The organism is Streptomyces sp. NPDC059649 (assembly GCF_042734445.1).
In the GTDB taxonomy this organism is placed as follows: domain Bacteria; phylum Actinomycetota; class Actinomycetes; order Streptomycetales; family Streptomycetaceae; genus Streptomyces.
Genome location: NZ_JBHWDV010000028.1, coordinates 67,862 through 91,354, shown reverse-complemented (window position 1 = coordinate 91,354; position 23,493 = coordinate 67,862). Strand labels below are relative to the sequence as shown.

At 71.7% G+C, this 23,493-nt stretch carries 20 protein-coding genes and 1 pseudogene; 8 read left to right on the top strand and 13 right to left on the bottom strand.

The window, feature by feature from the left end; translation table 11 throughout:
- Window positions 1-93 precede the first annotated feature (93 nt).
- Entirely contained in the window at window positions 94-1,059 is a 966-nt protein-coding gene (locus ACFV1J_RS25980; RefSeq protein ID WP_385861810.1) for a LysR family transcriptional regulator, read from the top strand.
- A 203-nt stretch (window positions 1,060-1,262) separates the two neighbouring features.
- Window positions 1,263-3,644: a collagenase gene (locus ACFV1J_RS25975; protein ID WP_385861808.1), complete on the top strand. Its 2,382-nt coding sequence runs from the start codon at window positions 1,263-1,265 to the stop codon at window positions 3,642-3,644.
- Window positions 3,645-3,732: 88 nt separating this feature from the next.
- Here the strand turns inward: ACFV1J_RS25975 and ACFV1J_RS25970 are convergent, their stop codons facing one another.
- Window positions 3,733-4,536, bottom strand: a complete 804-nt coding sequence (locus ACFV1J_RS25970; RefSeq protein WP_385861807.1) for a maleylpyruvate isomerase family mycothiol-dependent enzyme — start codon at window positions 4,534-4,536, stop codon at window positions 3,733-3,735.
- 133 nt (window positions 4,537-4,669) lie between these two features.
- Window positions 4,670-5,362 carry a TetR/AcrR family transcriptional regulator gene (locus ACFV1J_RS25965; RefSeq protein WP_385861805.1) on the bottom strand — a complete coding sequence of 231 codons (693 nt, stop codon included), beginning with the start codon at window positions 5,360-5,362 and terminating at the stop codon, window positions 4,670-4,672.
- A gap of 64 nt (window positions 5,363-5,426) precedes the next feature.
- On the opposite strand from ACFV1J_RS25965, the gene ACFV1J_RS25960 reads away from it, so the two are divergent.
- Window positions 5,427-6,788: an aldehyde dehydrogenase family protein gene (locus ACFV1J_RS25960; protein WP_385861804.1), complete on the top strand. Its 1,362-nt coding sequence runs from the start codon at window positions 5,427-5,429 to the stop codon at window positions 6,786-6,788.
- A 112-nt stretch (window positions 6,789-6,900) separates the two neighbouring features.
- Here ACFV1J_RS25960 and ACFV1J_RS25955 read toward each other — a convergent pair whose 3' ends face one another.
- From ACFV1J_RS25955 to ACFV1J_RS25930, 6 genes are all read right to left on the bottom strand, one after another.
- On the bottom strand, window positions 6,901-8,118 hold the full coding sequence (locus ACFV1J_RS25955) for an acyltransferase (RefSeq protein ID WP_385861802.1): 1,218 nt from the start codon (window positions 8,116-8,118) through the stop codon (window positions 6,901-6,903).
- A 44-nt stretch (window positions 8,119-8,162) separates the two neighbouring features.
- Window positions 8,163-8,882: a TetR/AcrR family transcriptional regulator gene (locus ACFV1J_RS25950; protein ID WP_385861800.1), complete on the bottom strand. Its 720-nt coding sequence runs from the start codon at window positions 8,880-8,882 to the stop codon at window positions 8,163-8,165.
- A gap of 96 nt (window positions 8,883-8,978) precedes the next feature.
- Complete coding sequence (locus ACFV1J_RS25945) at window positions 8,979-10,010, bottom strand: TolB-like translocation protein (RefSeq protein ID WP_385861799.1); 1,032 nt, start codon at window positions 10,008-10,010, stop codon at window positions 8,979-8,981.
- Complete coding sequence (locus tag ACFV1J_RS25940) at window positions 10,007-11,455, bottom strand: MFS transporter (RefSeq protein ID WP_385861797.1); 1,449 nt, start codon at window positions 11,453-11,455, stop codon at window positions 10,007-10,009. Before ACFV1J_RS25940 ends, ACFV1J_RS25945 begins: the two co-directional genes overlap by 4 nt.
- A 5-nt stretch (window positions 11,456-11,460) precedes the next feature.
- Complete coding sequence (locus ACFV1J_RS25935) at window positions 11,461-12,348, bottom strand: alkaline phosphatase family protein (protein ID WP_385861795.1); 888 nt, start codon at window positions 12,346-12,348, stop codon at window positions 11,461-11,463.
- A gap of 488 nt (window positions 12,349-12,836) precedes the next feature.
- The gene (locus ACFV1J_RS25930; RefSeq protein ID WP_385861793.1) at window positions 12,837-13,067 is read right to left on the bottom strand and encodes a hypothetical protein; all 231 of its coding nucleotides are present in this window, start codon (window positions 13,065-13,067) and stop codon (window positions 12,837-12,839) included.
- A gap of 133 nt (window positions 13,068-13,200) precedes the next feature.
- Between ACFV1J_RS25930 and ACFV1J_RS25925 the strand changes: the two genes are divergently transcribed.
- Window positions 13,201-13,782 carry a TetR family transcriptional regulator gene (locus tag ACFV1J_RS25925; RefSeq protein ID WP_385861792.1) on the top strand — a complete coding sequence of 194 codons (582 nt, stop codon included), beginning with the start codon at window positions 13,201-13,203 and terminating at the stop codon, window positions 13,780-13,782.
- A 250-nt stretch (window positions 13,783-14,032) separates the two neighbouring features.
- Here ACFV1J_RS25925 and ACFV1J_RS25920 read toward each other — a convergent pair whose 3' ends face one another.
- The 4 genes from ACFV1J_RS25920 to ACFV1J_RS25905 all read right to left on the bottom strand — a co-directional run bounded on the left by ACFV1J_RS25920 (window position 14,033) and on the right by ACFV1J_RS25905 (window position 18,369).
- A complete protein-coding gene (locus tag ACFV1J_RS25920; RefSeq protein WP_385861790.1) occupies window positions 14,033-14,965 on the bottom strand; it encodes a type II CAAX prenyl endopeptidase Rce1 family protein in 933 nt (310 codons plus the stop codon).
- Between the two features lie 102 nt (window positions 14,966-15,067).
- Window positions 15,068-17,389, bottom strand: coding sequence for an ABC transporter permease (locus tag ACFV1J_RS25915; protein ID WP_385861788.1), 2,322 nt, complete (start codon window positions 17,387-17,389; stop codon window positions 15,068-15,070).
- Between the two features lie 3 nt (window positions 17,390-17,392).
- Window positions 17,393-18,154 carry an ABC transporter ATP-binding protein gene (locus ACFV1J_RS25910; RefSeq protein WP_385861786.1) on the bottom strand — a complete coding sequence of 254 codons (762 nt, stop codon included), beginning with the start codon at window positions 18,152-18,154 and terminating at the stop codon, window positions 17,393-17,395.
- Complete coding sequence (locus tag ACFV1J_RS25905) at window positions 18,151-18,369, bottom strand: hypothetical protein (protein ID WP_385861850.1); 219 nt, start codon at window positions 18,367-18,369, stop codon at window positions 18,151-18,153. Before ACFV1J_RS25905 ends, ACFV1J_RS25910 begins: the two co-directional genes overlap by 4 nt.
- On the opposite strand from ACFV1J_RS25905, the gene ACFV1J_RS25900 reads away from it, so the two are divergent.
- On the top strand, window positions 18,368-18,457 hold the full coding sequence (locus ACFV1J_RS25900) for a hypothetical protein (RefSeq protein ID WP_385861848.1): 90 nt from the start codon (window positions 18,368-18,370) through the stop codon (window positions 18,455-18,457). The two genes, ACFV1J_RS25905 and ACFV1J_RS25900, sit on opposite strands and share 2 nt — an antisense overlap.
- Here the strand turns inward: ACFV1J_RS25900 and ACFV1J_RS25895 are convergent.
- Window positions 18,436-18,657: pseudogene (locus tag ACFV1J_RS25895) on the bottom strand (PadR family transcriptional regulator); the annotation flags it as partial. The gene ACFV1J_RS25900 and the pseudogene ACFV1J_RS25895 sit on opposite strands and share 22 nt — an antisense overlap.
- Before the next feature lie 172 nt (window positions 18,658-18,829).
- Here ACFV1J_RS25895 and ACFV1J_RS25890 point away from each other — a divergent pair.
- The 3 genes from ACFV1J_RS25890 to ACFV1J_RS25880 all read left to right on the top strand — a co-directional run bounded on the left by ACFV1J_RS25890 (window position 18,830) and on the right by ACFV1J_RS25880 (window position 23,476).
- On the top strand, window positions 18,830-20,101 hold the full coding sequence (locus ACFV1J_RS25890) for an ABC transporter substrate-binding protein (protein ID WP_385861784.1): 1,272 nt from the start codon (window positions 18,830-18,832) through the stop codon (window positions 20,099-20,101).
- Between the two features lie 213 nt (window positions 20,102-20,314).
- The gene (locus ACFV1J_RS25885; RefSeq protein WP_385861783.1) at window positions 20,315-22,087 is read left to right on the top strand and encodes a glycoside hydrolase family 13 protein; all 1,773 of its coding nucleotides are present in this window, start codon (window positions 20,315-20,317) and stop codon (window positions 22,085-22,087) included.
- 54 nt (window positions 22,088-22,141) lie between these two features.
- Window positions 22,142-23,476, top strand: a complete 1,335-nt coding sequence (locus tag ACFV1J_RS25880; protein ID WP_385861780.1) for an ABC transporter substrate-binding protein — start codon at window positions 22,142-22,144, stop codon at window positions 23,474-23,476.
- Window positions 23,477-23,493: the final 17 nt, after the last annotated feature.

The following is a 23,493-nucleotide window of genomic DNA, read 5'->3' as shown; positions in this document are numbered from 1 at the left end:
CTTCCATCGGGGGGTGTGGTGTGCGATGTCACATGACAGTGAGGGATGCCGCACCCTGTCGGGAACCTCCCGACGCTCCATAACATCCGCGCCATGGATCTGGAGATACGGCATCTGCGGGTGGTGTGCGCGATCGCCGAGGCCGGCAGCCTCACCCGGGCCGCCGCCTCGCTGGGGATGACCCAGCCGGGCCTGAGCGCCCAGCTGCGGCGTATCGAAACCCTGCTGGGCGGCGCACTGTTCGAGCGGCGGCGGGCGGGCTCCGCGCCCACCCCGCTGGGCGATCTGGTGCTGGCCCGCGCCCGCGCCATCCTGCCGGGCGTCGACCAGCTCCTCGCCGACACCGACCGGGCCACCCGGCACGCCGCGGCACCCGCCCGGCTCCGCGTCGGCTCGGTCGGTGCCCCGCTGCTCGGTCATCTCCTGCTGGCCGTAAGGGAGTTGCTGCCGGCGGCGGAGGTGACCGCCCGCTGTGGGTACGCGCCCGCCCCGCTGCTGGACGATCTCTGCGCCGGCCGCCTGGAGGCCGCCGTGCTCGGCGACCATCCCGGTCAGGAGCCGCCGCCCCGCGACGGTGTGCTGCTGCACCCGCTCGTCACGGAACCGGTCTTCGCCCTGCTGCCCGCCGGCCACCCCCTGGCGGACCAGGAGGAGGTGAGCCTTTCCGGGCTCGCCGCCGAGGACTGGGCCGCACCCCGCCCGGACAGCGACCGCACCCGTGAGTACTGGTCGTCGGTCTTCGCACTGGCCGACCGTCAGCCCCGGGTGCCGTACGAGGCCGAGGGGCGGCAGCTGATCGAGCTCGTCCGTGCCGGCCTGGCGGTGAGCCTCTGTCAGGCCACCTTCATCGAGGTACCGGGGGTGGCCGTGCGTCCGCTGGCCGGCAACCCCCTGTGGTACCGCCATGTGCTGGCCTGGCACCGCGACGGCCCGCTGGCCCGGCCCGGCGAGGCGGTCCTGCGGCGGGTGCGCGACGGCTACCTGAGCGCCTGCGCCGACAGCCCGGCGTACGCACGCTGGCGGCAACGGCATCCGACCGCGGCGCAGCCCTTGGTCTGAACCGAGCGGTCTGAACTAGGCGGCAGAAAGCGGGATTTCCGTGGAATGCATCCCGCATGGGTCTTGCCAGTGCAATTTCACATTACTACGTTACACATCACATGACGTGCGCATGCCTTTCACGTCGGCACCCCGAGGCATTCACAGGACCGCGAACACCGCGGCCCGCGCGCACGATTCACCTGCCCCCACAGGAGAGCTCCGTGTTTCCTTCAAGGACCCTTCGCAGACCCCTGCTCACGGCCGCGACAGCGGTGACGCTCTGCGTCACGGCGGCCGGCACCGGATACCCGGCCACCCCCTCCGCCGCCCCGCGCGCCACCACCGCGGCCCTCCACCCGGCCGCCTTCTCCGGCCCGAACGCTCCCACGGCCACCCCGCACGACAGGGTCGACCACCTGGCCAAGGCGCCCAAGGCCCCGGCACTCCGGATAGCGGGCCCCGGCGGGCTCGGCACCGGCCGCGTCCCCGGCCCGCTCACGTCGAAGGCCAAGGCGACGGCCACGACGAAGGCCGCCGCACCCCACGCCAGGATCGGCAAGGCCGCCGTCCCGTGCACCCTCGACGGCATCACGGGCCTGTCCCCGGAACGGTTCACCGATTTCCTCGCCGACCCCGAGGTCACCGCGGACGGCTGTCTGCGCACCCTGATCTGGACCTGGGACCGGCGCCTCGTGCCCGTGATGTCGGACGCCCACGTCCAGGCCGTCGCGCGCCGCATCGAGCGGCTCGCCGCCGCGCACGACGGCAAGAACAGCACGCATCTCCTGGAGATGTTCACGTACTTGCACGCGGTCGTCTACCACGACTTCTCGCACGACGAGATCGACGTCACCGACCCGCCGACGGTGGAGGCCATGCGCCGCGCCACCGCCGCCTTCGGCTCGGCCGCCCGCACCTTCGACGTGACCCGCAGCAACGCCGAGACCCTGCGTGAGGCCCTGTACGCGTCGAGCGCCCCCGGGCTACGTCAGCATCAACTCGCGCTGGTTCGACGGGTGTTGGCCACGATGGACGACCGGCACCCCGACACCGCCCAGAACACCTCCTGGGCCGGCGCGGCGCTCGCCGCACTGTCCCTGAACTACCTGGGCGTCTACCCCGGCAACCAGGACACCGCCTTCCGCACCGCGGTCGCCGCCGACCCCGGCTACCGCGCCGCCTTCAAGGCGTTCGGCGGCTACGGCCACCTCAAGGACAAGCCGAACGCCTGGGTGGCGCGCGACGCGGTGAGCGAGTACGGGCGGTTCGGTCAGATCGACTCGCTGCGCGGCGAGACCGTCAGCGGCCTCGGCGCGCTCCTGGGCACCACGGCCCGCACGTTCGGCGACGGTAGCGCGCCCTGGGCCAAGGCCGCCGGCTGGCTGGTCGAGTTCGACGCCTGCGCCCCGTACAAGGTCTGCCGCGACGACATCGAGCGCCGCCTCTTCCCGAGGACCTACACGTACGACAAGGGCGGCACGAAGGACGGCATGCGGGTGCGCACCGCCCTCGACCGCAACACCGTCGACCAGCTCTACTACGCGAGCAAGCAGGTCAAGGCGCAGTTCCACCGGGTCGTCGGCACCGAGGAGCCGCTCGCCGGTGACCCCAACTCCACGCTGACGACGGTCCTTTACGCGTCGCGCGCCGACTACGAGAACTTCCATCCGCTCCTGACCGGCATGGACACCAACAACGGCGGCGTCTACATCGAGAAGGGCGCGACCTTCTACACCTACCAGCGGCGCGTCCCGCAGGACTCCTCGCTGACGCTGGAGGAGCTGTTCCGGCACGAGTACACGCACTACCTCAACGGCCGCTGGGCGGTGCCCGGCTCCTTCGGCGAGGGCCCCTGGTACGAGGGCGACCGGACCACGGCCATGGACGAGGGCACCGCGGAGTTCTTCGACGGCGGCACCCGTGACGACGGCATCAGGGTCCGCAAGTCCCTGGTGAAGGGCATCATCGCCGACACCGCGAACGGCGGCCCCCGCATGACCGTGGACCACCTCCTGCACGCCACCTACGCCGGGGACGGCTTCCGCTTCTACAACTACGCGGGCACCTTCTTCGAGTTCCTGTGGGCCGAGCGTCCGGCGCTGCTGCGCGAGATGTACCGGTACCTGCGGGCCGACGACCCGCGCGCCTTCGACGCCTGGCGCGACCGGCTCGGCAAGGACGGCGGTCTGCAACGCGCGTACGACGCCTTCCTCGACCGGCAGATCGCGCACGTCGACGACCTGTTGGTGCCCGACACCCGGTACGTGCCCGTCGGCAGGCTGCGCGACAGTACGGCCGAGCAGGTGCGCGACTCCTTCCGGGCCACCACCGGCGCGACGCCCGACTGCCGCGCCACCGGGGCGCAGGAGCGACCGCGGTTCAGCTGCGTGGGCCGCATCACGGCGAACCTGTCCGACGCGGGCGACCCGGGCCGCGTCTTCAAGGACATGTCCGAGACGGTCGACTACTTCCTCCTGGACCGGGCCGCCCAGGGCGACAACAACCTCACCGACATGAACTGCTCGTTCGGCGAGGTCGACATCTGGTCCGACCGGCGCGCCGGCACGGCCGACTACCACTGCGAAGGCCCCTTGCGCGGCTGACCCGGCACGGCACCGGCCCCCGGAACCGCCACCGCCATGCCGCCCGTGCGCGCCGCCTCCCCAACCCGGCGCGCACGGGCGTCCCGGCTCAGAAGGCCGTGTGGGCGAACCAGCGGTCGAGTGCCGTGGTCCCGCCCGACACCTCGAAGGCGGGGTCCTGGTAGGACCGCCGCCCGTAGAGCAGCAACAGGAGGTCCGCCGCTCGTCCGCGCACCTTCGCCTGCGCGTCGGCCGGCACCGGAGCCGACCCGGCCGGACGGAAGCCGTCCGGGTCCAGCCGCACCCGCCACTCCTCGCCGGTGCCGCTGCCGGAGTCCGTGCAGTGGAAGGCGATGACCTCGCCGTCGCCCCGCAGCTTCTTCACCGCCGGGGCGAAGAGACCCGCGTAGGGCAGGTTGACGAGGAATTCGTCCACCCCGTCCGCCGCCAGCGCGGGGTCGATGTCCGATTCCTGGCCGACGGCGCGCTCGGCGTCCACCCGGTGCACGAGCGTTTCGTACAGCATCCGGCGGGCCCAGAACCGCGCGTGCTGGTCCTCTCCCCAGGCCCACATGGCCGCCCGGGGGTCCGTGGCCCGCAGCACGGCGGCGACGGCGGGCACGCCCGCGGCCACCCAGTCGGGATACTCCTCGGCGCGTTCCGGCAGGCCCAGCTCCACGTCACGGCTGCGCGGAGGCTCCTGCACGAGCTGGGTCAGCAGCGCGGAGAACCAGCGCTGCAGCGATCCCACGTGCCGGGTGAGGTCGGCCAGCGTCCAGTCGGGGCAGGACGGCACGGGGGTCGCCGGGTCGGCGCCGCGGACCACCTCGGCGAAGCGCAGGGTCTCCCGCTCGATCGCCTGCCGGTAGGTGTCGTAGGGCAGCGGGTGCCCCGTCCCGTTCGTCGTCTCCATTGCTGCCGCCTTTCCGTCCACGGCACGGGCTGCCGTCGCGATCAGTGTGGAGGTTGGAGTCCACTCCAAGGCAAATCCGGCCGGGGACGGGCGAGGGATCCGGGCCGCACCGTCGGTAGGCCGGCCAGGAGGATCAGCGGTTCGGCGGTACGGGCGCTCCGTGCCCGGTCGGGCCTGTCCGTGCGCCCAGGGCGCGCAGCAGGAACGGGAGGAGTTCGCGGATCGCCGCCTCGCCGGAGGACGGGCCGTCCGTGGTGGCCCGGTGTGCCGCGTCCGGGGTCAGGAAGAGCCGGCTGACCATCGAGCCGACGACCAGGTCGGCCAGCACATGGGCGTTCTCCAGCGGCGGGATGTCGCCGCGGTCGACGGCGCGGCGGACGACCGTGGCGGCCCGGTCGCGGACCGGATCGATGATCGCCGTGTCCAGTACCCGGGCCAGCGCTTCGTTGTGCGCGGACTCGCCGATCAGGACGTGCAGCAGCCGGCCGCCGGGGCCCTCCAGCGTCTCGGCCTTGTCCCGGAGCAGGGCGGCCAGGTCGCCTTCGAGACTGCCGGTGTCCGGCTGCGGGCCGAGGTCGCTGGCCCAGCGCACGGCGGTGCCCACGACCAGGTCTTCCTTGGAACGCCAGCGACGGTAGAGGGTCGCGGTGGAGACCCCGGCCCGTTTGGCCACGGCGGCCGTGGTCAGCCCGCCGTAGCCGCTCTCCTGGAGGACCTGGACGGTGGCCTCCAGGAGGGCCCGGTCGCGTTCGGCGTCCCGCGGGCGGCCACGGGCGGGCCCCCGCTCGCCCGCGGCGGTCTGGTTGCTCTCGGTACGTTCGCCCACACCGCGAGTCTACCTACCCGCCATTACGAAACGAAAAGTTTTCGTTTCGTGTAGCCTCGGCGACATGACCTCCCACCCCGCCACCCGTGAGCTGCCCTCCACGCCCGACCAGGACACGGCCGACCTGGACGCGGCCGCCGTTGTCGACCGGCTCCGCACCACCTTCGCCACCCACCGCACCACCGCCACCGACTGGCGCCGCGGCCAGCTCACGGCCCTGCGCACGCTGCTCACCGACCACAGCGACGACCTCCTCGCCGCGCTGGCCGCGGACCTCGGCAAGGGCCCGGAGGAGGCGTACCGCACCGAGATCGGCTTCACCCTCAACGAGATAGACCACACCCTCGACCGGCTCGACGACTGGCTGGCACCCCGGCCCGCCGAACTGCCCGCATGGCTGCTGCCGGCGACCGCGCAGGTCGTCCGCGAACCGCTCGGCGTCGTCCTGGTGATCGCGCCCTGGAACTACCCGCTGCAGCTCGCGCTCGCCCCGCTCGTCGGCGCGCTCGCCGCGGGCAACTGCGCCGTCGTCAAGCCCAGCGAACTCGCCCCGGCGACCTCGGCCGCGCTCGCCCGGCTGCTGCCGCGCTATCTGGACGCCGATGCGGTGGCCGTCGTCGAGGGCGCCGTCCCGGAGACCACCGCACTGCTGGCCCAGCGCTTCGACCACATCTTCTACACCGGCAACGGCACCGTCGGCCGGATCGTGATGGCCGCCGCCGCCCGGCACCTGACGCCGGTCACGCTGGAACTGGGCGGCAAGAGCCCCGTCGTCCTCGACGCCGGTACGGATCTGGCCGCGGCGGCCCGGCGGCTGGTCACCGGCAAGTTCCTCAACGCCGGCCAGACCTGCGTCGCCCCCGACTACGTCCTGGCCATCGGCGACACCGCACGGGACATCGAACCGCACCTCGTCGAGGCGCTGCGCGAGACCTACGGAGCGGACCCGGCCACCGCTGCCGAGTACGGACGGATCGTCACCACGCGCCACTTCGACCGGCTGACCGCCCTCCTCGACAGCGGCCGGACTGTCGTCGGCGGCACCCACGACCGCGCCGACCGCTACCTGGCCCCCACCGTCCTCGCCGACGTCCGCGCCGACGACCCGGTGATGCAGGAGGAGATCTTCGGCCCGATCCTCCCGATCGTGCCGGTGCCCGACCTGGACGCGGCGATCGCCTTCATCAACGACCGGGACAAGCCGCTGGCGCTCTACGGGTTCACCGACTCCGACCTCACCAAGCACCGTCTCCTGACCGAGACCTCCTCCGGCGCGCTCACCTTCGGCCTGCCGGTCGCCCATCTCACCGCGCCCGGCCTGCCGTTCGGCGGCGTCGGCGAGAGCGGCATGGGGCGTTACCACGGTGAGTACTCGCTGGAGACGTTCAGCCACACCAAGGCAGTCCTGGACAAGCCGCTGGGCTGAACGCACGGGCGACGCAGGCATGGTGACGGCCCCTGCTCCCGGCTCGGGCCGGTTGCAGGGGCCGGTGTCGGCAGCGAGTGGCCACCACCCGCCGACGGATTCCGCTACGCCGTCACAGCACCCGGTCCGCGCGGGGCAGGCGGCGGACGGCGTAGGCGACGGCCCAGCACAGCGGCAGGGCCAGGGCGGCGACCAGGGCGAACTTGACGGCCGCCGGGGCGTGCAGCCAGCGGAAGGCGTACCCGAGGCCGACGAGCACGGCCGCATGGGTGAGGTAGACCGCGAAGGCATGGCGGGAGAGGAAGCCGCCGACGGGGCCCTGCCGGGGGAAACGTTCCCGGAACAGGACGGTCAGCCCCAGGACGACGCCGACGGCGAACGTCGACTCCCACGCCGCCCCGGCCAGCGACTGCCAGCTTCCGTGCCCGTCGAGCGCACCGTCCCCGGCGGTGATGACGACGGGCAGGTACGCGAGCGTCGCGACGGTGGCGACGGCGAAACCCACCCGCCCCGTCCGCCGGGAGAGGGTCTGCGGCCAGCCATGTCGGTGGGCCAGCACGCCGATGACGAAGAAGCTCGCGTACTGCGGCATGAAGCTCGGGGTGGGCAGGCCCAGGAAGGGCAGATAGCTGCCGCTCGGTACGACGATGCGCCACAGGTACGTCGCGAGGGCCAGGCCGAGGGTGAAGCCGACGATGGCGAACGGCCGCAGCGGCCGCGGTTCCCGCTCAGGCACACGCCCGGCCGCGAGGGCTGCGCCGCCCGGGCCCTCGAGGTGGCGTGCCCGCCGGTGCCGTACGAGGGCGTAGAACAGGGAGAACACCAGGAGCACCTCGACGAACCACATCGGCCCCGCATCCCAACTCAAGCCGTAGTACAGCCAGTAGGGAAGGTCCTTGCCCTGCTCGGCGAATTCCGCCCGCAGCGCGCCGTAGCCGCTGAAGTTCGCCAGCGGACGTATCAGCAGGAGGAAGGCGAGGAGCGGAATGCCCAGCCGCTTGAGACGGTCCCGGAGGAAGGGCCGGGTGCCCTTGCGGCCGTAGGAGGGCGGGGTGAAGTAACCGGCGATCATGAAGAAGAACCCCATGAAGAACGCCTGGTTGAACATCACGAAGACATCCAGGAGCAGCCCGGATCCGTCCTTGGCGGGCTCGGTGTAGTACCAGGCGGGGATGTTGCCGTAGGTGACGGCGGTGTGGTGCAGCACCACCAGCGCCGTCAGCACGATGCGCAGGTTGTCGACGTAGAGCAGCCGGGCGGCGGCTTTCGGCCGCCCGGTATCCGGCGCGGGCCCCACCGTCGCGGCAGGGCGGCGCAGATCTTCCGTCATGAAAACTCTCCCCGTTGAACGCAGTTCACTGCTGTCGGTGCGCTTCAGCGCTGTTCGGCCGTCGGTCCGGCCGGTTTCTGCGCCGTCTCCGCCGCCGTCTCCGCGCGGGTGGCGTGCTCGAAGATGCTGGCGAGTTGGCGGGCGTGTGCTGCCAGGTCGTGCTCGGGATGGGCGCTCCAGTACGCGAACATGTGGTCGATCCCGGCCTGGAGGCTGACCGCCATGACGCGGACGTCGAAGGCGCGGAACTCACCGCTGCGCTGCCCCTCCAGAAAGACCTGCTCCAGCCCGACGTACAGCGGCTCGCTCGAAGCGACGCCGTAGCGCAGCGCCCCGTCATCGGTGCGGAAGTTGCTGAAGATCTCGCCGAGCGCCATGAGTTGGGACCGGTGGTCCTGCATGTAGGCGGCCACCGACTCCACATAGACCCGCAGCCAGGCCGTCGCTCCGGCCTCCTTGTCCAGCCGGGCCTCGACGAAGGCGCCGATCCCCTCGTAGATCTGCTCGACGAGCCGCTCGATCAACTCGCTCTTCCCGGCGAAGTGGTAGGAGATCACCCCCTTGCTGACTCCCGCCCGCTCGGCGATCTGCGCCAGCGAGGCCTTCGCGAACCCCCGTACCGCGATGGTCTCGACGGCGGCATCCATGATCTGTGCGCGCCGCGCCTTCTCGATGAAGGACCGTTCGCGCTCCTGAGTCTTCGCCTCGCCGGCGCCCGCCGAGGCGAAGACTCTCTGGCCGCCCGGTTGATTTTCTGACCGCATGGCCAAAACCTTAGACGCTCGGCCAACCGCCGTCCAATCGAGGTGGGTTGGAGCTGCTGTGCGGTGCCTTCGCCTCCCGCCTACCGCGGTCGGAGGTCAGCGGACCGCGGACGGGGCCTGGGCGGCGGGCATCAGACGGTGCGGGTGGCCGGTGCCGTCGGCCGGGACGGTCCAGGCATCGGTCTCGAAGTCTCCGGGCAGGGCGTAGGCGACGGTGTGGTCGTCCAGCCAGACGGCCTGGTCGTCGGCGCTGCGGGGCTCGGCGAGCGGGTGCTCACGCATGCTGTGCAGGTCCAGCACGTACAGACGCCAGGGCGCGTCCGCGGAAAGGCCCGGCACCCGCTTCTTGAACGCCAGCCGGGTCCCGTCCGGGGAGAGCGAGGGGCATTCGACGTTGCTGCGGAGGACGGTCACGGTGCGTTCGGCTATGTCGCCGCGCACCAGGTAGGCGGTCCCATGCGTGGCGAGCGTGGCGTAGAAGTGCCCGTCGTCGGCGAACGTCACGCCCCAGAAGTTGATGTCGGGACTCCGGTACGGCCGCCCGTCCTTGAGGACGCGGTAGTTCTCCAAGTTGGGCTGGAGCTTTCCGGTGCGGGTGTCGAGGATCGAGGTGCGGGTGGAGAAGTTGAGGCCGGTGTACGACTCTCCGCTGACGAACACGGTCCATGCCACCATCCGCCCGCTGGGTGAGACCCGGGTCCGGGTGGGGCTGCCGACCAGGCGGACGTGCCTGCGGGGCCGCAGCCGGGAGTCCAGCACGACGGCTTCGTAGTGGCCGGCCAGGGCGCCGGGCACCGCGCGCAGACAACTGCCGGTGCCAGCGGCGGTGGAGAACCGCAGACAGCGGAGGCCGGACGCGGTACGGGGGCCGGAGGGGTCCGAGGCCGGTACGGACACCAGCTCGTCGCGGTGCGGACCCCACAGCGTGCTGCGGAAGACCAGCCGGGGCCGGCGTGCCGAGGCCGCTCCGGCGAGTGCCACCCGCCCCGCGGTCACCCGCGGACCGGTGGTCTGCTGCCGGTCCTTGCGGCTCGCCTGATCGGCGGCCCGCAGCACGGAGCCCGCGGCGACGCCGCCGAGGACGAGCACGGCGACGAGCAGCACGACGATGCGGGTACGGGTGTTCATCCAGCGGCCTCCGTCGGGGGCGCAGAGTCGGGAGAGTCGGTCCTGGGCGCAGCGGCGGCAGCGGGGGCGGAGTCGGTCGTCCGCGCGGAATCGGCCGCGGTGCGCTCCGTCGTCGTAGGCGACGTCGTCGTACACGGCGTCGTCGTACACGACGTCGTCGTACGCAACGGCCGCAGCAGCGCGCACACCCCCGCGCTCGCCGCCAGCGCCAGCGCGGCCGCGGACAGTGCGGTCCGGTCCCCCCACGCCGTCCAGGCCGCGCCGAAGAGCACGGAGCAGGCGAAACGGGCCCCGGCCTGTCCGGTCTGGACCAGGGCCAGACCGCTGGAGCGCAGCTCGGGCGGTGTCACGCCGGCGGCCGCCGCCATCAGCACCCCGTCGGTCGCGGCGTAGAAGGCGCCGTGCAGGACGAGCACCACGGCCACCACCGGCAACACGGGCGCGGGGACCGGCGCCAGCACCAGTCCGTACGCGACCAGGAGGCCCAGGTGTCCGGCCAGGAAGGTGCGCCACCGGCCCCAGCGGTCGGCGGCCTTGCCCAGCGGGACGGCCAGCAACAGGAAGGAGCCCGCGGTGGCGATCGGCAGCAGCGGGAACCACTCCTGGGCCAGGTCCAGGCGCCGTTGCAGCAGCAGGTAGAGGAAGGAGTCGGAGACCGTGGCCAGCCCCAGCAGCAGTGCGCAGAGGGTCAGCCGTCGGAGCTCGGCCCGGCGCAGCAGACCGACCGCCGCGGCCATCGAGACCCGCACGGTGGGTGCCGAGGTCCCGGCCGTCGGGGTGCGGCCCGGCACGAAGAGCAGCAGGACCAGCACACCCGTCACGGCCACGCAGAAGCTCACCGTGAACACGGCGTCGTACCCCCCGGCCGCCACCCGCAGCAGGGCGAAGGCGGTGAGCGGGCCCAGCAGGGCTCCGGCGGTGTCCATCGCCCGGTGCACACCGAACGAACGTCCCTGCGTCCGTGCCGGGGAGGCCAGCGAGATCATCGCGTCGCGCGGTGCCGTACGCAGCCCCTTGCCCGTGCGGTCGGCGGCGAGCACCAGGCTGATCAGCGGCACGCTGTGGACGAGCAGCAGCAACGGTTTGCACAGTGCGGAGAGGCCGTACCCGGCGGCGGCAGCGGCCTTGTGCCGCCCACCGCGGTCGGCGAGGTGGCCGCCGACCAGCCGGACGAGTGCGCTGACGCCGTTGTAGACCCCGTCCAACAGGCCGAAGCCCAGCGGGGACAGGCCCAGCGCGGTGACCAGGTAGAGCGGGAGGACGGCGGTGACCATCTCGGAGGAGATGTCGGTGATGAGGCTGACCGTGCCGAGCACGAACACGGTCCGGGGCACGGCCCGCAGCGCGGTCGCGGCGTTGGCGTGCGGCAGGGCCCTGCCCCGGCCGCCCGGGCGGGTACCCGGGTCGGCCGGAGCAGGGGTGGTGCGGCTGTCCGCTACGTACACGGCAGTCAGTTCCAGATGCCGGTGATGTCGGAGGCGGTGGCGGCGTTGCCGGCGTGGGTGGTCAGGCCGGCCAGGTCCTCGACGGTCCGGAGGACGTTGTAGTGGTTGTAGGTCGCGGTGGACGAGCTGCCCGGGGTGACGTGCGCTCCGTACAGCACGGTGGCGACGTGGTTGTTGTGGGCCCGGTCGTCCTCGTCGAAGGTGACGATGAGCTGGCTGTTGTTGTTCTTGGCCCACTGGGCGTAGGCGTCGAGGTTGTTCTTCAGCCAGTTGTCGCCGGTGGTGATCGAGCAGTCGTGCATGTCGTTGCACAGGTTCGGCACGACGAACGAGACCTTCGGCAGCGTGGCGAAGTCGGTCGGGAACTGGCTGAACGTGTGGGCGGTGTTCAGCGGCACGTTGCTGAACTTGAACCAGGGGTTGTGCTTCCGGGCGTACTTGGTCGCGCTGTTGGTGCAGACCGTGGAGCCCTCGGAGGGCAGGCCCTCGTTGTAGCTGCCCCAGGTCTTCCCGGCGGCGATCAGCTCGGATCCCAGGTTGGCGGCGCCGCTGGACTGCGGGGTGTAGCAGCTGTCGTCCGTGACGCCCTGCGTGGCACCGGAGAACAGCTGGAGGTAGTTGGGCTGGCTGGGGTGGGTCAGCGCGAAGGAGTTGGTGAGGTTGGCGCCACCTGCCTTGAGCGTGTTGTTCAGGTACGGAGCGCTGGAACTGCCGATGACCTGCTCGTAGGCGTGGTTCTCGAACACCACGACCACGACGTGGTCGGGGGTCGGCAGCGCCGCGGCCTGCGCGACGCCGGGGGCGCTGCCCCACAGCCCGAGCGAGGCGGCCACGAGGCTGGTGGCACCGAAGATCGAGACGGACCGGCGCGGTCGTCGTATACGGGAGAGCATGGACACAGCGGACCTCCGAGAAAGAGCCGTGAACGGTGCGGGGAGTGGCGTTTCTCGTTGAAGCGAGGCAACCGTAGGAGGGCCGTCGTGAAGTTGTCAGAACTTCAAAAGTGAAGTGCAACGGAACAGTTGAAGGCCGGGTTCCGCTGCCGGGGCGTACCGGATCCGCCGCTCGTGGTCGGCGCGCCGGGGCACCGGCGCGCCGGGGAGCTCAGCCCGTCGGCACGGTGTCCGGCAGGCCGAGCGCGGCCCAAACAGGACGAGATCGTCCAGAGCGAGGTGTTCGGCCCGGTCGTCACTCTCGGAGATGCCACGGCGGCGTCCGTCACTCCGGCCACGGCAGGGACCTCTCCCTCACCGGCCTGCTCGACCACACACAGGTCAAGCACGTGATGCCGCGAGGGGCCGCCGAGGCGTTGAGCCGGGGGGAGCCGAGGTGCGTACGGTCGCACATCGAGAGCGGCGAGGGCGGGCCGGGACGGGTCGGTTCAGCGGCGGACGAGCGCGGCGTTGGCCTTCATCAGCAGCGGGACGAGTGCGTAGGCGGCGACGGGGACGACGATCGCGGTGAGTATCAGAGTCCGCAGCATCAGCGGCAGTCGGGCGGTGGCCGGGCCAAGCAGGCCGAGGACGACCGTGATCGTGGGATAGACGGCGAGCCAGGTGATCAGTGCCCGGCGGTGGACGGACGGGACGGCGGCGGGCGTGCTCGTGGCCATGGACTTCTCCCGGGCAGGTGGGGGTGGAAACCGGTCCGATCTCCAACCGTTGGGTTGGAATTACGCCTGGAGTCTGGCACGGCCCCGGCAACAAAGTCCAACCCTTTGGTTGGAGATGGTTTAGGGTGGCGGCATGGCCTGGGACACAGCACGTACGAAACAGCTCCTGCTCGACGCGGCGGTGGAGGAGTTCGCCGAGTTCGGCCCCGAAGGCGCCCGGGTGGCGCGAGTGGCGACCCGGGCGGCCGTCAACAAGGAGCGGATCTACCAGTACTTCGGCAGCAAGGAGAAGCTGTTCGTCGCGGTGCTGGAATCCGAACTGCAGAAGATCGCGGCCGCGGTGCCCCTCACCGCCGAGCAGGCCCAGGACCTGGGCGACTATGCGGGCCGGGTCTTCGACTACCACCGCGAGCACCCGCATTTCGTGCGGCTGCTCGCCTGGGAAGGCCTGCAGTACCAGGACCGGGTGGTCGCCGAGTCCGAGCGCACCGACCACTACGCCGAGAAGGTCGCCGCGGTAGCCCGGGCCCAGGAGAGCGGGGCCCTCAATGACGCGGTCACCGCAGGGGAGTTGATGCACGCGGTGATCGCGCTGGCGGCCTCCTGGTTCACGTTGCCTCAGCTGGCCTGCATGCTCATGCCCGGGGTCGTACAGGCCGGGCCGGCAGCGCAGCGCGAGAGCCTGGTCGGCTTGGTGCGCCGACTGACCGTCTGACCGGGGCCGTCCACTCCGGCCCGGACGACGCACGGCGGCGGTCGCATGGGCGGTGGCGCGGGCCCGGTGGACGGGGATCCAGCGGGCCAGCATCGTGAAGCCGAGCAGGGCCACGGGTACGAGCAGCCCGAAGGCGGTCCAGGCCAGCGGCGACCCTCACCCCGTAGCGGTAGGCGAGCTGCGTCCAACTCGGCCCCGCCACAGACTGACGGCTCGTCCACCGGCCGCTCCCCACGGCTCCGGCGGCGCCTCACCCACCGGAGCGAAGTGGCCGTGGCGGCGTGAGGTCCGGCGGGAGGCGGAGCCGTCCGGTCAGGGCGAGGAAGGTGACGAAGGCGGCCATGGCGATCCAGCCGGGCCAGCCGAAGAGTCCCATGTGCAGGGGGTCCAGTGTGAGGTTGCGGTCGGCGCATTCCTTGACCATGCGCACGCTGATCGTGCTGACGCAGGCGTGTCCGACGACCGTGGGGATCACCGACCCGGAACGCAGCCGCAGCCAGGTGAAGATCGGCAGCGCGAGGGTACAACTCACCAGCATCGCGGGTACCGACACGTACCAGGGCCGCCCCGGGTACTGCCCGCCCATCAGCAGCGTGGGCAGATGCCACAGGGCGAACGCGATGCCGGTGGCCACGTACGCCGCTACCAGTCGCATGCCCCGCCCGTCCCGCGCCAGGCGGGGGAACAGGTACCCCTGCCAGCCCAGTTCCTCACCGAAGAACAGCGGCAGCGACACCAGCAACTGCAGCAGCATCCCTGCTGCCCAGGTACCGAGTCCGCGCCGGTCGAGCGCGCCCCAGGAGTAGACACCGGCCGCACTGCCGATGCAGAGGGCCGCGACGGTAAGGACGACAGGGACGGCAACGGCCAGCAGGCAGGCCCGCACACCACGTCCCCGGGGCACGGGCCACCGGAGGGCGAGGAGGTCACGTACCCGCCCCCGGCCGGCCGGCTCGACGTACCGGACGACGAGGACAGCGGCGAGGGCCGGCACCACCATCGCCACCGCGATGCACACCTGCTCCAGGGCCCCGGTCTCCGCCCGGCCGTCCTCCCGTCGGAAACCGCCCGCCAGGAGTGGCGACATGGCTACCCACATGCCCAGATAGGCGACGCCGAGGAACACCAGCAGTCCACGACGAGGGGGTGGTAACGGCGCCGGTACACGGAGAGAAGTCGTCATGGCGCCGACGCTATGAGCCGCCGTCCGGCCGGGAGAATGCGGCTGGCCCCACCACCGGCCCTGAGGATTTCCCCACCCTTGGAGGAAGAGGCCCTCGTCCCGTTACAGCACCTCTGCCGCCGAGTCGGCCAGGCGGCGGTGTGCCGTGCGGGTGGCCGGGAGAGCGGAGGCCGCCGCGGAGATCGTCACGGCGAGGACGATGACCAGGGCCAGGGTGCCGGCGGGCGGGAGTTGGGCGATGCCCGTTCCCCAGCCGCTCGTTTCGCCCTGGAGGTCGATGAGCCACTGGGAGGCGAGCAGACCGCACCCGGTGCCGACGAGCGCGGCGGCCAGGGTGATGAAGGCGGTGGCCGAGACGATGACGGCGGTGATCTGGCGGGGGGTGAGGCCGACGGCCCGCAGGGCGAGCAGGTCGCGGCTGCGGTCGCGCACGGCGGCGCCGACGGTGGTCGCCAGTTCCGCGAGTCCGATCAGGGTGAGTACCGCGATGAGTCCGGCGGCGACGCCGCGGATCGCGGAGAGCTGGTCGGCGGGGTTGGGGATCTGACGTACTTCGAGGCGGCCCGCGGAGGCCTTGGTGAGCGCGTCGCGTACGGCGGCGGGGTCGGCGCCGTGGGGCAGGACCAGGTTGTAGAAGTCGGGGCGGGCCGCCGGGGCGCCGGGGCCGTCGTCGCGCAGGGTGTCGAGGGTGGTGGAGATGACCCGGCCGGCGTCCTCGGTCTCGATGCTGCGGCCGACGAGGTGCAGGACGTGCGGGCGGCCGGCGACGGTCATCCGGACCCAGTCGCCGACGTGTGCGTCGAGGAGTTCCAGCAGGCCGGCGCCGGCGACCGCCTCGTCCGGGCCGTGCGCGGCCCGGCCCTCCGCGAGGGCGAAGGGGTAGGGGTGGGCGTCGGTACCGAGGCCGCGCAGGGTGATCGTGCCGGTCTGGCCGGGGACCAGTGCCTGCACCTCGGTGCCCGGGTAGCGCGACAACTGGCCCTGCTTGTCGAGGAGTTGACGTAGCTGTTGGTCGCTGAGCGAGTCCGAGCGGACGGTGAGGGACGCGGCCAGGCCGACGCTTTCCGGGCGGGTGGTGAAGCGGTCCAGGGTGGTCCAGGCGCCCAGGGCGATGGTGATGAGGAGCAGGGGAACGGCCAGGCGCGCCACGGCCGCCCAGGAGCGCAGCGGGCGGTGGAAGGCGCCGCGCCAGCCGAGGACCAGGGCCGGCGGGATCTTGAGGCCGAGGGCGCGCCGGGTCAGGCCGGATCCGCCGCCGGCGGTGGGTGTGGCGGCGCGGGCGACCGGCACCGGGGGCACCCGGCCCGCGCGCCATGCGGTCAGGCAGGTGGCCGCGCCGATGAAGGCCACCACGCCCCCGCACACGGCGAAGGGCAGCCAGGTGTGTTCGGGGAGTTGCGCCCACAGGGCCGTCGCCTCGCCGATCCGGCCGGGAATGAGGGGGCCGAGCAGCTGGGTGACCAGGGCTCCGAGGGTGACGCCCAGCAGCGCGAAGCCGAGGTGCAGGACGAGGAACATCCGGACCACCTGGCCCGGGGTGAAGCCGATGGCCTTGAGGACGGAGATGTCGCGGAGGTGGCCGCGGATCCTGGTGCTGATCGCGCCGCCGACGGCGAGCGCGGCGGCGAGCAGGGCACCGAGGCCGAAGAGGCCGAGCAGCCGCGCGAGCAGACTGTTGTCGCCGGCGGCCTCGGCCTTGGCCTGCCGCCAGGTGGAGACGCCGGTGATCTGGTCGGCGCCGAGCTGGGTGACCGCCCGCTGGACGACGTAGTCGGTGTCCTCGGGGTGGGTGAGCCGGAGGCCGATGGTGCGGCCGCGCTGGTCGGCGCCCGCGTCGGAGGCGGCGAGGGTCCCCGGGAGGACCCAGGCCACGCCCGGGGTCTCGCCGGCCCGGAAGGGGGCTTCGGCGGTGTCGGCGATGCCCACCACGTGCAGGGGCGCCGGGAAGCCGCCCAACGCAAGAGAATCGCCCGGTTTGGCCCAGATCGCCCGGGCTACCGAGCTGTCCAGCACGATGCCCCGGGTGGCTCCCGCATCGGTGCGCGGGTCGAGCCAGCGGCCCGCGACGGTCTGCGGGACGGCGGTCGCCGGACGTCCCCGGACGCCGCGCAGTTCGAGGGCCGCCCTGGCGCCGCCGGGCTGGAGGCTCGCGGTGGTACGCACCGTGGGGTACGGGCCGGCGGCGTCCCGCACCTCGTCCAGCGCGGCGAGCGAGCCGGCGCGGGCCCCGGCCTGGGCGTGGATCCAGACATGGGCACCGGAGGACTGGGTGAAGATCCGCTGCCAGGGGTCGGTGGAGTAGGAGAACAGGGCGGTGGCCAGCAGCAGGGAGATGGTGATCCCGGCGGTGGCCAGCACGATGAGCACGGCCGCGGGGCGGTGCGCTCTCAGATGTGCCTGGGTCCAGCGTGCTGCCGCTCGCACGGGTCAGCCCCGGAGCTTCAACACGTCGGACACGCCGGTCGCCGGGCGGCCCGGTTCACTGCCGAGGTGTGCGTCGTCGACGACCTGGCCGTCGAAGAAGCTGATCACCCGGTCCGCGGCACTGGCGATCCTGGCGTCGTGGGTGACCAGGAGGATGGTCTGGCCGCGCCGGTGGAAGCGGGCGAGCAGCCGCAGCACCTCCCGGGTGCCCTTGCTGTCCAGGCTGCCGGCGGGTTCGTCGGCGAGCAGCAGGCTGGGGGCGTTGACCAGGGCGCGGGCCAGGGCGACCCGCTGCTGTTCGCCGCCGGAGAGCTCACCGGGCGTGCAGTTCTCCTTGCCGGCCAGGCCGAGCTCGTCGAGCAGCTCGGTGCGGGCGGTACGGGCCTGCCGGGGGGAGCGGCCGGCCAGCAGCGCGGGCAGCTCGACATTGTCGGCGACGGAGAGGTTGGAGACCAGGTTGAAGAACTGGAAGACGATGCCGATGTGGTTGCGGCGCAGTTCCGCCCAGCGGGCCTCGCGGTAGCCGTCGACCTGGCGGCCGTCGAGCCACAGGGAGCCGCTGTCGGGGCGGTCGAGGCCGCCGAGAAGGTGCAGCAGGGTGGACTTGCCCGCTCCCGAGGGACCGGTGACGGCGACGAATTCCCCGCGCTCGACGGTCAGGTCGACGCCCCGTACGGCGTGTACGGGGGCGGCACCTTCCGGCCGGTGGGTCTTGACCAGGCCGGCTGCCCTCACTATCGGGCCGGACGGCTCGTCCCGGTTCATTCCAACTCCTCCTGACAACGCTCCAGCCAGTCCAGATCCGCCTGGAGATGCAGCATCGCGCCCTCGATCAGCAGCTGGGCGATCGGATTGCCCCGGTCCTCCACCGCCGCGAGTTTCGACAGGTCCCGCATGGTGTTGAGGTACTGGCGGCGCTGCTTGTTGATCAGGGTGATCCGGTCCGCGGTCCCGGTTTGCGAGGCGACGGCGAGCTTCATGAAGAATTCGTCCCGGACCCGCGGCTCGGCGGTCGCCTCGTCGAACCATGCGTCCACCGATTCCCGCCCCGCGGCGGTGATCCGGTAGATGCGCTTGTTGGGCCGGTCCGACTGCTCGACGTCCTCTCCCTCGATCAGGCCTGCCTTCTCCAGCCTGCTCAGGGTGACGTAGATCTGGCCGACGTTCGGCTGAGGGTATGCCGCGCCGAGGAGGTTCTCAAGAGCCTGCTTGAGTTCGTAGCCGTGTGCGGGTCCGCTGACCAACAAAGCCAGGAGTGGCAGCCGCACGCTCTTCCTCTCCCTCCCCGCCCTACATGCCGGTTATGTGAACTCATCCGGGTGTGAGCCGGTCGGTCGTCGTATCTCCCTGCGACATCTAGTATCCCGCATGGCTAACAGGTATACATGGGGCGGGCTGTCGGTCCAGTGTCCCGTCGACGCCTGGTTCAAGGAGGAGCCCATGCGGTGGAAGCGTGCCGCTGCCAGGGCTCTGCTGGTTTTTTCGCTGCTGTTGGCGGGGAGTGCGGGTGCCCGGGCCGGCGAGCCGCTCGGCGATCCGGACGGCCGCGGTCCGATCACGCTCGTGACGGGCGGCGACCTCACCGGCTATCTGCGCGGCGTCCTCGCCGGCTGGAACGACCGGCATCCGCGCGAGAAGGTGACGCTGGTCGAGCTGCCGGACGCGGCCGACGAGGTCCGGGCCCAGATGGTCACCGAGCTGCGCTCCCGCAGCGCCCGCTTCGACGTGTTGAACATCGACGTGGCCTGGACGTCGGAGTTCGCGGCCGCGGGCTGGATCAAGCCGGTGGACGGCGGACGGTTCCCGCTGAAGCGGTTCCTGCCTCCCGTGGTGGACACCGCCACCTTCCGGGGCCGGCTCTACGCGGTTCCGTACGTGACCAATGCCGGGCTGCTCTACTACCGCAAGGACGTGCTCGACCGGGAGGGCGCCCGACCGCCGCGCACCTGGGCCGAGTTGGCGCAGCTGGCGAAGACGGTCGCGCCCAAGTACGGACTGGACGGCTATGCGGGCCAGTTCCTGCCGTACGAGGGGCTGACCGCCAATGTCGTCGAGGCGGTGCAGTCGGCGGGCGGTTCGGTGCTCGCCGGTGAGGGCACGCGGGTGACCGTGGACTCCCCCGCGGCCCGGCGGGGTCTGTCGTTCCTGCTCGACGGGGTGCGCGAGGGGTGGATCCCCCGGCGCGCGCTGGCGTACAAGGAGGAGGAGTCCCGCAGGTCCTTCCAGGACGGCCATCTGCTGTTCCTGCGGAACTGGCCGTACGCGTACGCGTTGGCCGGCGGCCCGTCCTCGAAGGTGGCGGGGAAGTTCGGCGCGGTGCCGCTGCCGGGTCCCGACGGGCCGGGTGCCAGCGCGCTGGGCGGCTCCAATCTGGCCGTCAACGCGCATTCGCGGCATCCGGAGACGGCCGCCGAGCTGATCTCCTATCTGACGTCCGAGCCGGTGCAGCGCCGGGTGCTGACCGAGGGTGCGCTGCCGCCGGTGTGGGCGGACCTGTATACGGATCCGCGGCTGGTTCGGCGGTTCCCGTATCTGCCGACGCTCAAGCGGGCCGTGCTGACCGCCCGGCCGCGACTGAAGAGCCCGCGCTACGACCAGGTGAGCCTGGCGGTGCAGGCCGTCATGCACGACGCGCTGGTGCACCGGCTGAGCACGGACGCCACGGTCGCGCGTCTGGAGCGCGAACTGCGCGCCATCGTCAGCCGCGGCTGACCATCGCCTCACCCCCTCTCCTCTCGCTCTAGTTACTTGTTAAGTAACGGACACGCCTCAAAGCGCGCCAGAAGCCGGGACAAATCGGGGCACCTTCCCAGTAGTTTCTGTCTTTTCGTTGACACCGAAAAGACATGGCTACTTAACATGCATGCATAACAGCGACCCCGGCAGGCCGCACGGCATGCTCATGCAAGAACGGGATCACGGCAGATGCTCATTGCCACCGCAGACAACGGCTCCCCGGCCGAAGACGCGCCCTCCCTCTCCCTCACCGGCCCGGCCGCCCCCGCGGTCGGGTCGGCCACCGGGACCACCACGTCCCCGGACACGGCTCAGCGCTGGTGGCGCGATGCGGTGATCTACCAGGTCTACGTCCGCAGCTTCCTCGACAGCACCGGTGACGGCATCGGCGATCTGGCCGGTGTCCGCACGGGGTTGCCGTACCTGAAGAAGCTCGGGGTGGACGGCATCTGGCTCAGCCCGTTCTACCCCTCCCCGCAGCACGACCACGGCTACGACGTCGCCGACTACCGCGATGTCGACCCGGTCTACGGCGACCTCGCCGAGTTCGACCTGCTGGTGGCCGACGCGCACCGGCTGGGGCTGAAGGTCCTGCTGGACATCGTCCCCAACCACTGCTCCAGCGAGCACCCGTGGTTCCGCGCCGCCCTGGAGGACGGGCCGGGCAGCGAGGCCCGGGCGCTGTTCCACTTCGCCGACGGCCGCGGGGCGGACGGTGAACTGCCGCCCAACAACTGGCGGGCGATGTTCGGCGGCCCCGCCTGGTCCCGGGTCACCGAGGCGGACGGGACCGCCGGCCAGTGGTACCTCCACATGTTCACGCCCGAGCAGCCCGATCTGAACTGGCGCAACCCCGCGGTGCCCGCCGACTTCGACAAGGTGCTGCGCTTCTGGCTCGACCGCGGCGTCGACGGCTTCCGGATCGACGTGGCCGCCGGGCTCTACAAGCACCCCGAACTCCCCGACTCCCCCGACCCGTCGGCCGACGAGCGGACCCGCGACTCGGTCAACCCGCTGGCCTGGAACCAGCCCGAGGTGCACCAGGTGTGGCGCGACTGGCGTGCGCTGTGCGAGGAGTACACCGCCCGCGACGGCCGCGACCGGCTGCTGGTCGGCGAGGTCTCGGTCCGCACCCCGAGCGAGCAGGCCGCCTACGTCCGGCCCGACGAGCTGCACCAGGCGTTCTTCTTCCACCTGCTGACCGCGCGCTGGGACGTCGACACCTTCCGCACGGTGATATCCGAGGCGCTGACCGACATCGCGGGCACCGGCTCCACGGTCACCTGGGTCCTCAACAACCACGACCAGGTCCGGACCGTCACCCGGTACGCGACCGAACCCGGCGACCTGCCCGGGGACACCACCCTGGGCCCGGCGCGGGCCCGTGCCGCCGCCCTGCTGATGCTGGCGCTGCCCGGCGCGGCGTACATCTACCAGGGCGAGGAGCTGGGCCTGCCGGAGGTCGTCGACCTGCCGGACGAGGTCCTCACCGACCCGATCTTCCACCGCACGGGCAGCCGGCAGCACATCCGCGACGGCTGCCGGGTGCCGCTCCCCTGGTCCGGGCACGCCTCCCCGTTCGGCTTCACCTCGGGTACCGACGCGGCGCAGCCCTGGCTGCCGCAGCCGGAGTGGTTCGCCGAACACGCCACGGACCGGGCACTGTCCGACACCCGCTCGTTCTGGCACCTGTACCGCGACGGGCTGCAGCTGCGCCGCAGCCTCCCGCAGCTCGGCGAGGGAACGCTGCGCTGGCTCCCCTCCCCGCCCCAGGTCCTGGCCTTCGAACGCGGCGACGGTCTGGTCTGTGCCATCAACTTCGGCACCGAACCGGTGGCCGCCCCCGCCCCCGGCGCCCCGCTGCTGGCCAGCGGTGACTGCCCCACGGGGACGCTGCCCGGCTCCACCGCCGCCTGGTGGATGCACGCCCCCGGGTCCGCGTCCGTACCCGCCCCCCGATAGCCCCACACCCCCCTCCCCCGACGCCCCGCCAGTCCTCCCGAAGGGAAAACCATCATGAGACGACCCTCCGTACGACACACCCGAGCCGCCCTCTCCGGCGCGGCCGTGCTCGGCCTGGCGCTGTCCGCCACCGCCTGCGGCGGCGGCGCCTCCGCCGGTGGCGGCAAGCAGGAACTCAGCGGCCAGACCATCACCGTCGCCGGCGTCTGGACCGGCGTGGAACAGCAGAACTTCAAGAAGGTGCTGGACGGGTTCTCCGAGAAGACCGGCGCCAAGGTGGTCTTCTCCTCCACCGGCGACAACGTCTCGACCGTCGTCGGCAGCCAGATCGAGGGCGGCAACGCCCCCGACGTGGTGATGGTCCCCCAGGTCGGCGTGTTGCAGCAGTTCGCCAAGAAGGGCTGGCTGGCGCCGCTCTCGTCGGAGATCAGCGCCGAGGCCAAGCGGAACTTCGCGCAGGTCTGGACGGACTACGGCACGGTCGACAAGACGTACTACGGCCTGTACTTCAAGGCCTCGCACAAGTCGACGGTCTGGTACAGCCCGGAGGCCTTCTCGCAGGCCGGGGTGAAGCCCGCGAAGACGTACCAGGAGATGCTGAAGTCGGGCCGCACCCTCTCCGACTCCGGTGTGCCGGCCTTCTCGGTCGCCGGTGAGGCCGGCTGGCCGCTCACCGACTGGTTCGAGAACATCTACCTCTCCCAGGCCGGACAGGAGAAGTACGACCAGCTGGCCGCCCACAAGCTCCCGTGGACCGACGCCTCCGTGGTCAAGGCGCTGACCACGCTCGGCAAGCTCTTCAGCGACAAGAACCTGGTGGCCGGCGGCGGTTCGGGCGCACTGCGCACCGACTTCCCCGAGTCCGTCCAGCAGGTCTTCGGCCCCGAGCAGAAGGCCGCCATGGTCTACGAGGGCGACTTCGTCAGCGCCCTGGTCACCGACGAACTGCACAAGAAGGTCGGCGAGGACGCCAAGTTCTTCCCCTTCCCGTCGGTCGACGGCGGCAAGGCGCCGGTGGTGAGCGGTGGTGACGCCGCGGTGGTGCTCAAGGCCGGCAAGAACAAGAAGGCCGCGATGGACCTGGTCAAGTACCTGGCCACGCCCGAGGCGTCGGCGATCTGGGCCAAGGCCGGCGGCTACATCTCGCCCAACAAGAAGGTGCCGGCGTCCGCCTACCACGACGAGGTCACCCGCGATGCGGCCAAGTCGCTGACCGGAGCCGGGAATTCCGTCCGCTTCGACATGTCCGACCAGGCACCGGCGGCGTTCGGCGGCACCCAGGGCGCCGGCGAGTGGAAGCTGCTGCAGGACTTCCTGCGCGACCCGTCGGACCCCAAGGGCACGGCCCAGAAGCTCGAAGCGGCCGCGGCCAAGGCGTACGGAAAGTAAGGACCGAGGCTCCAGCC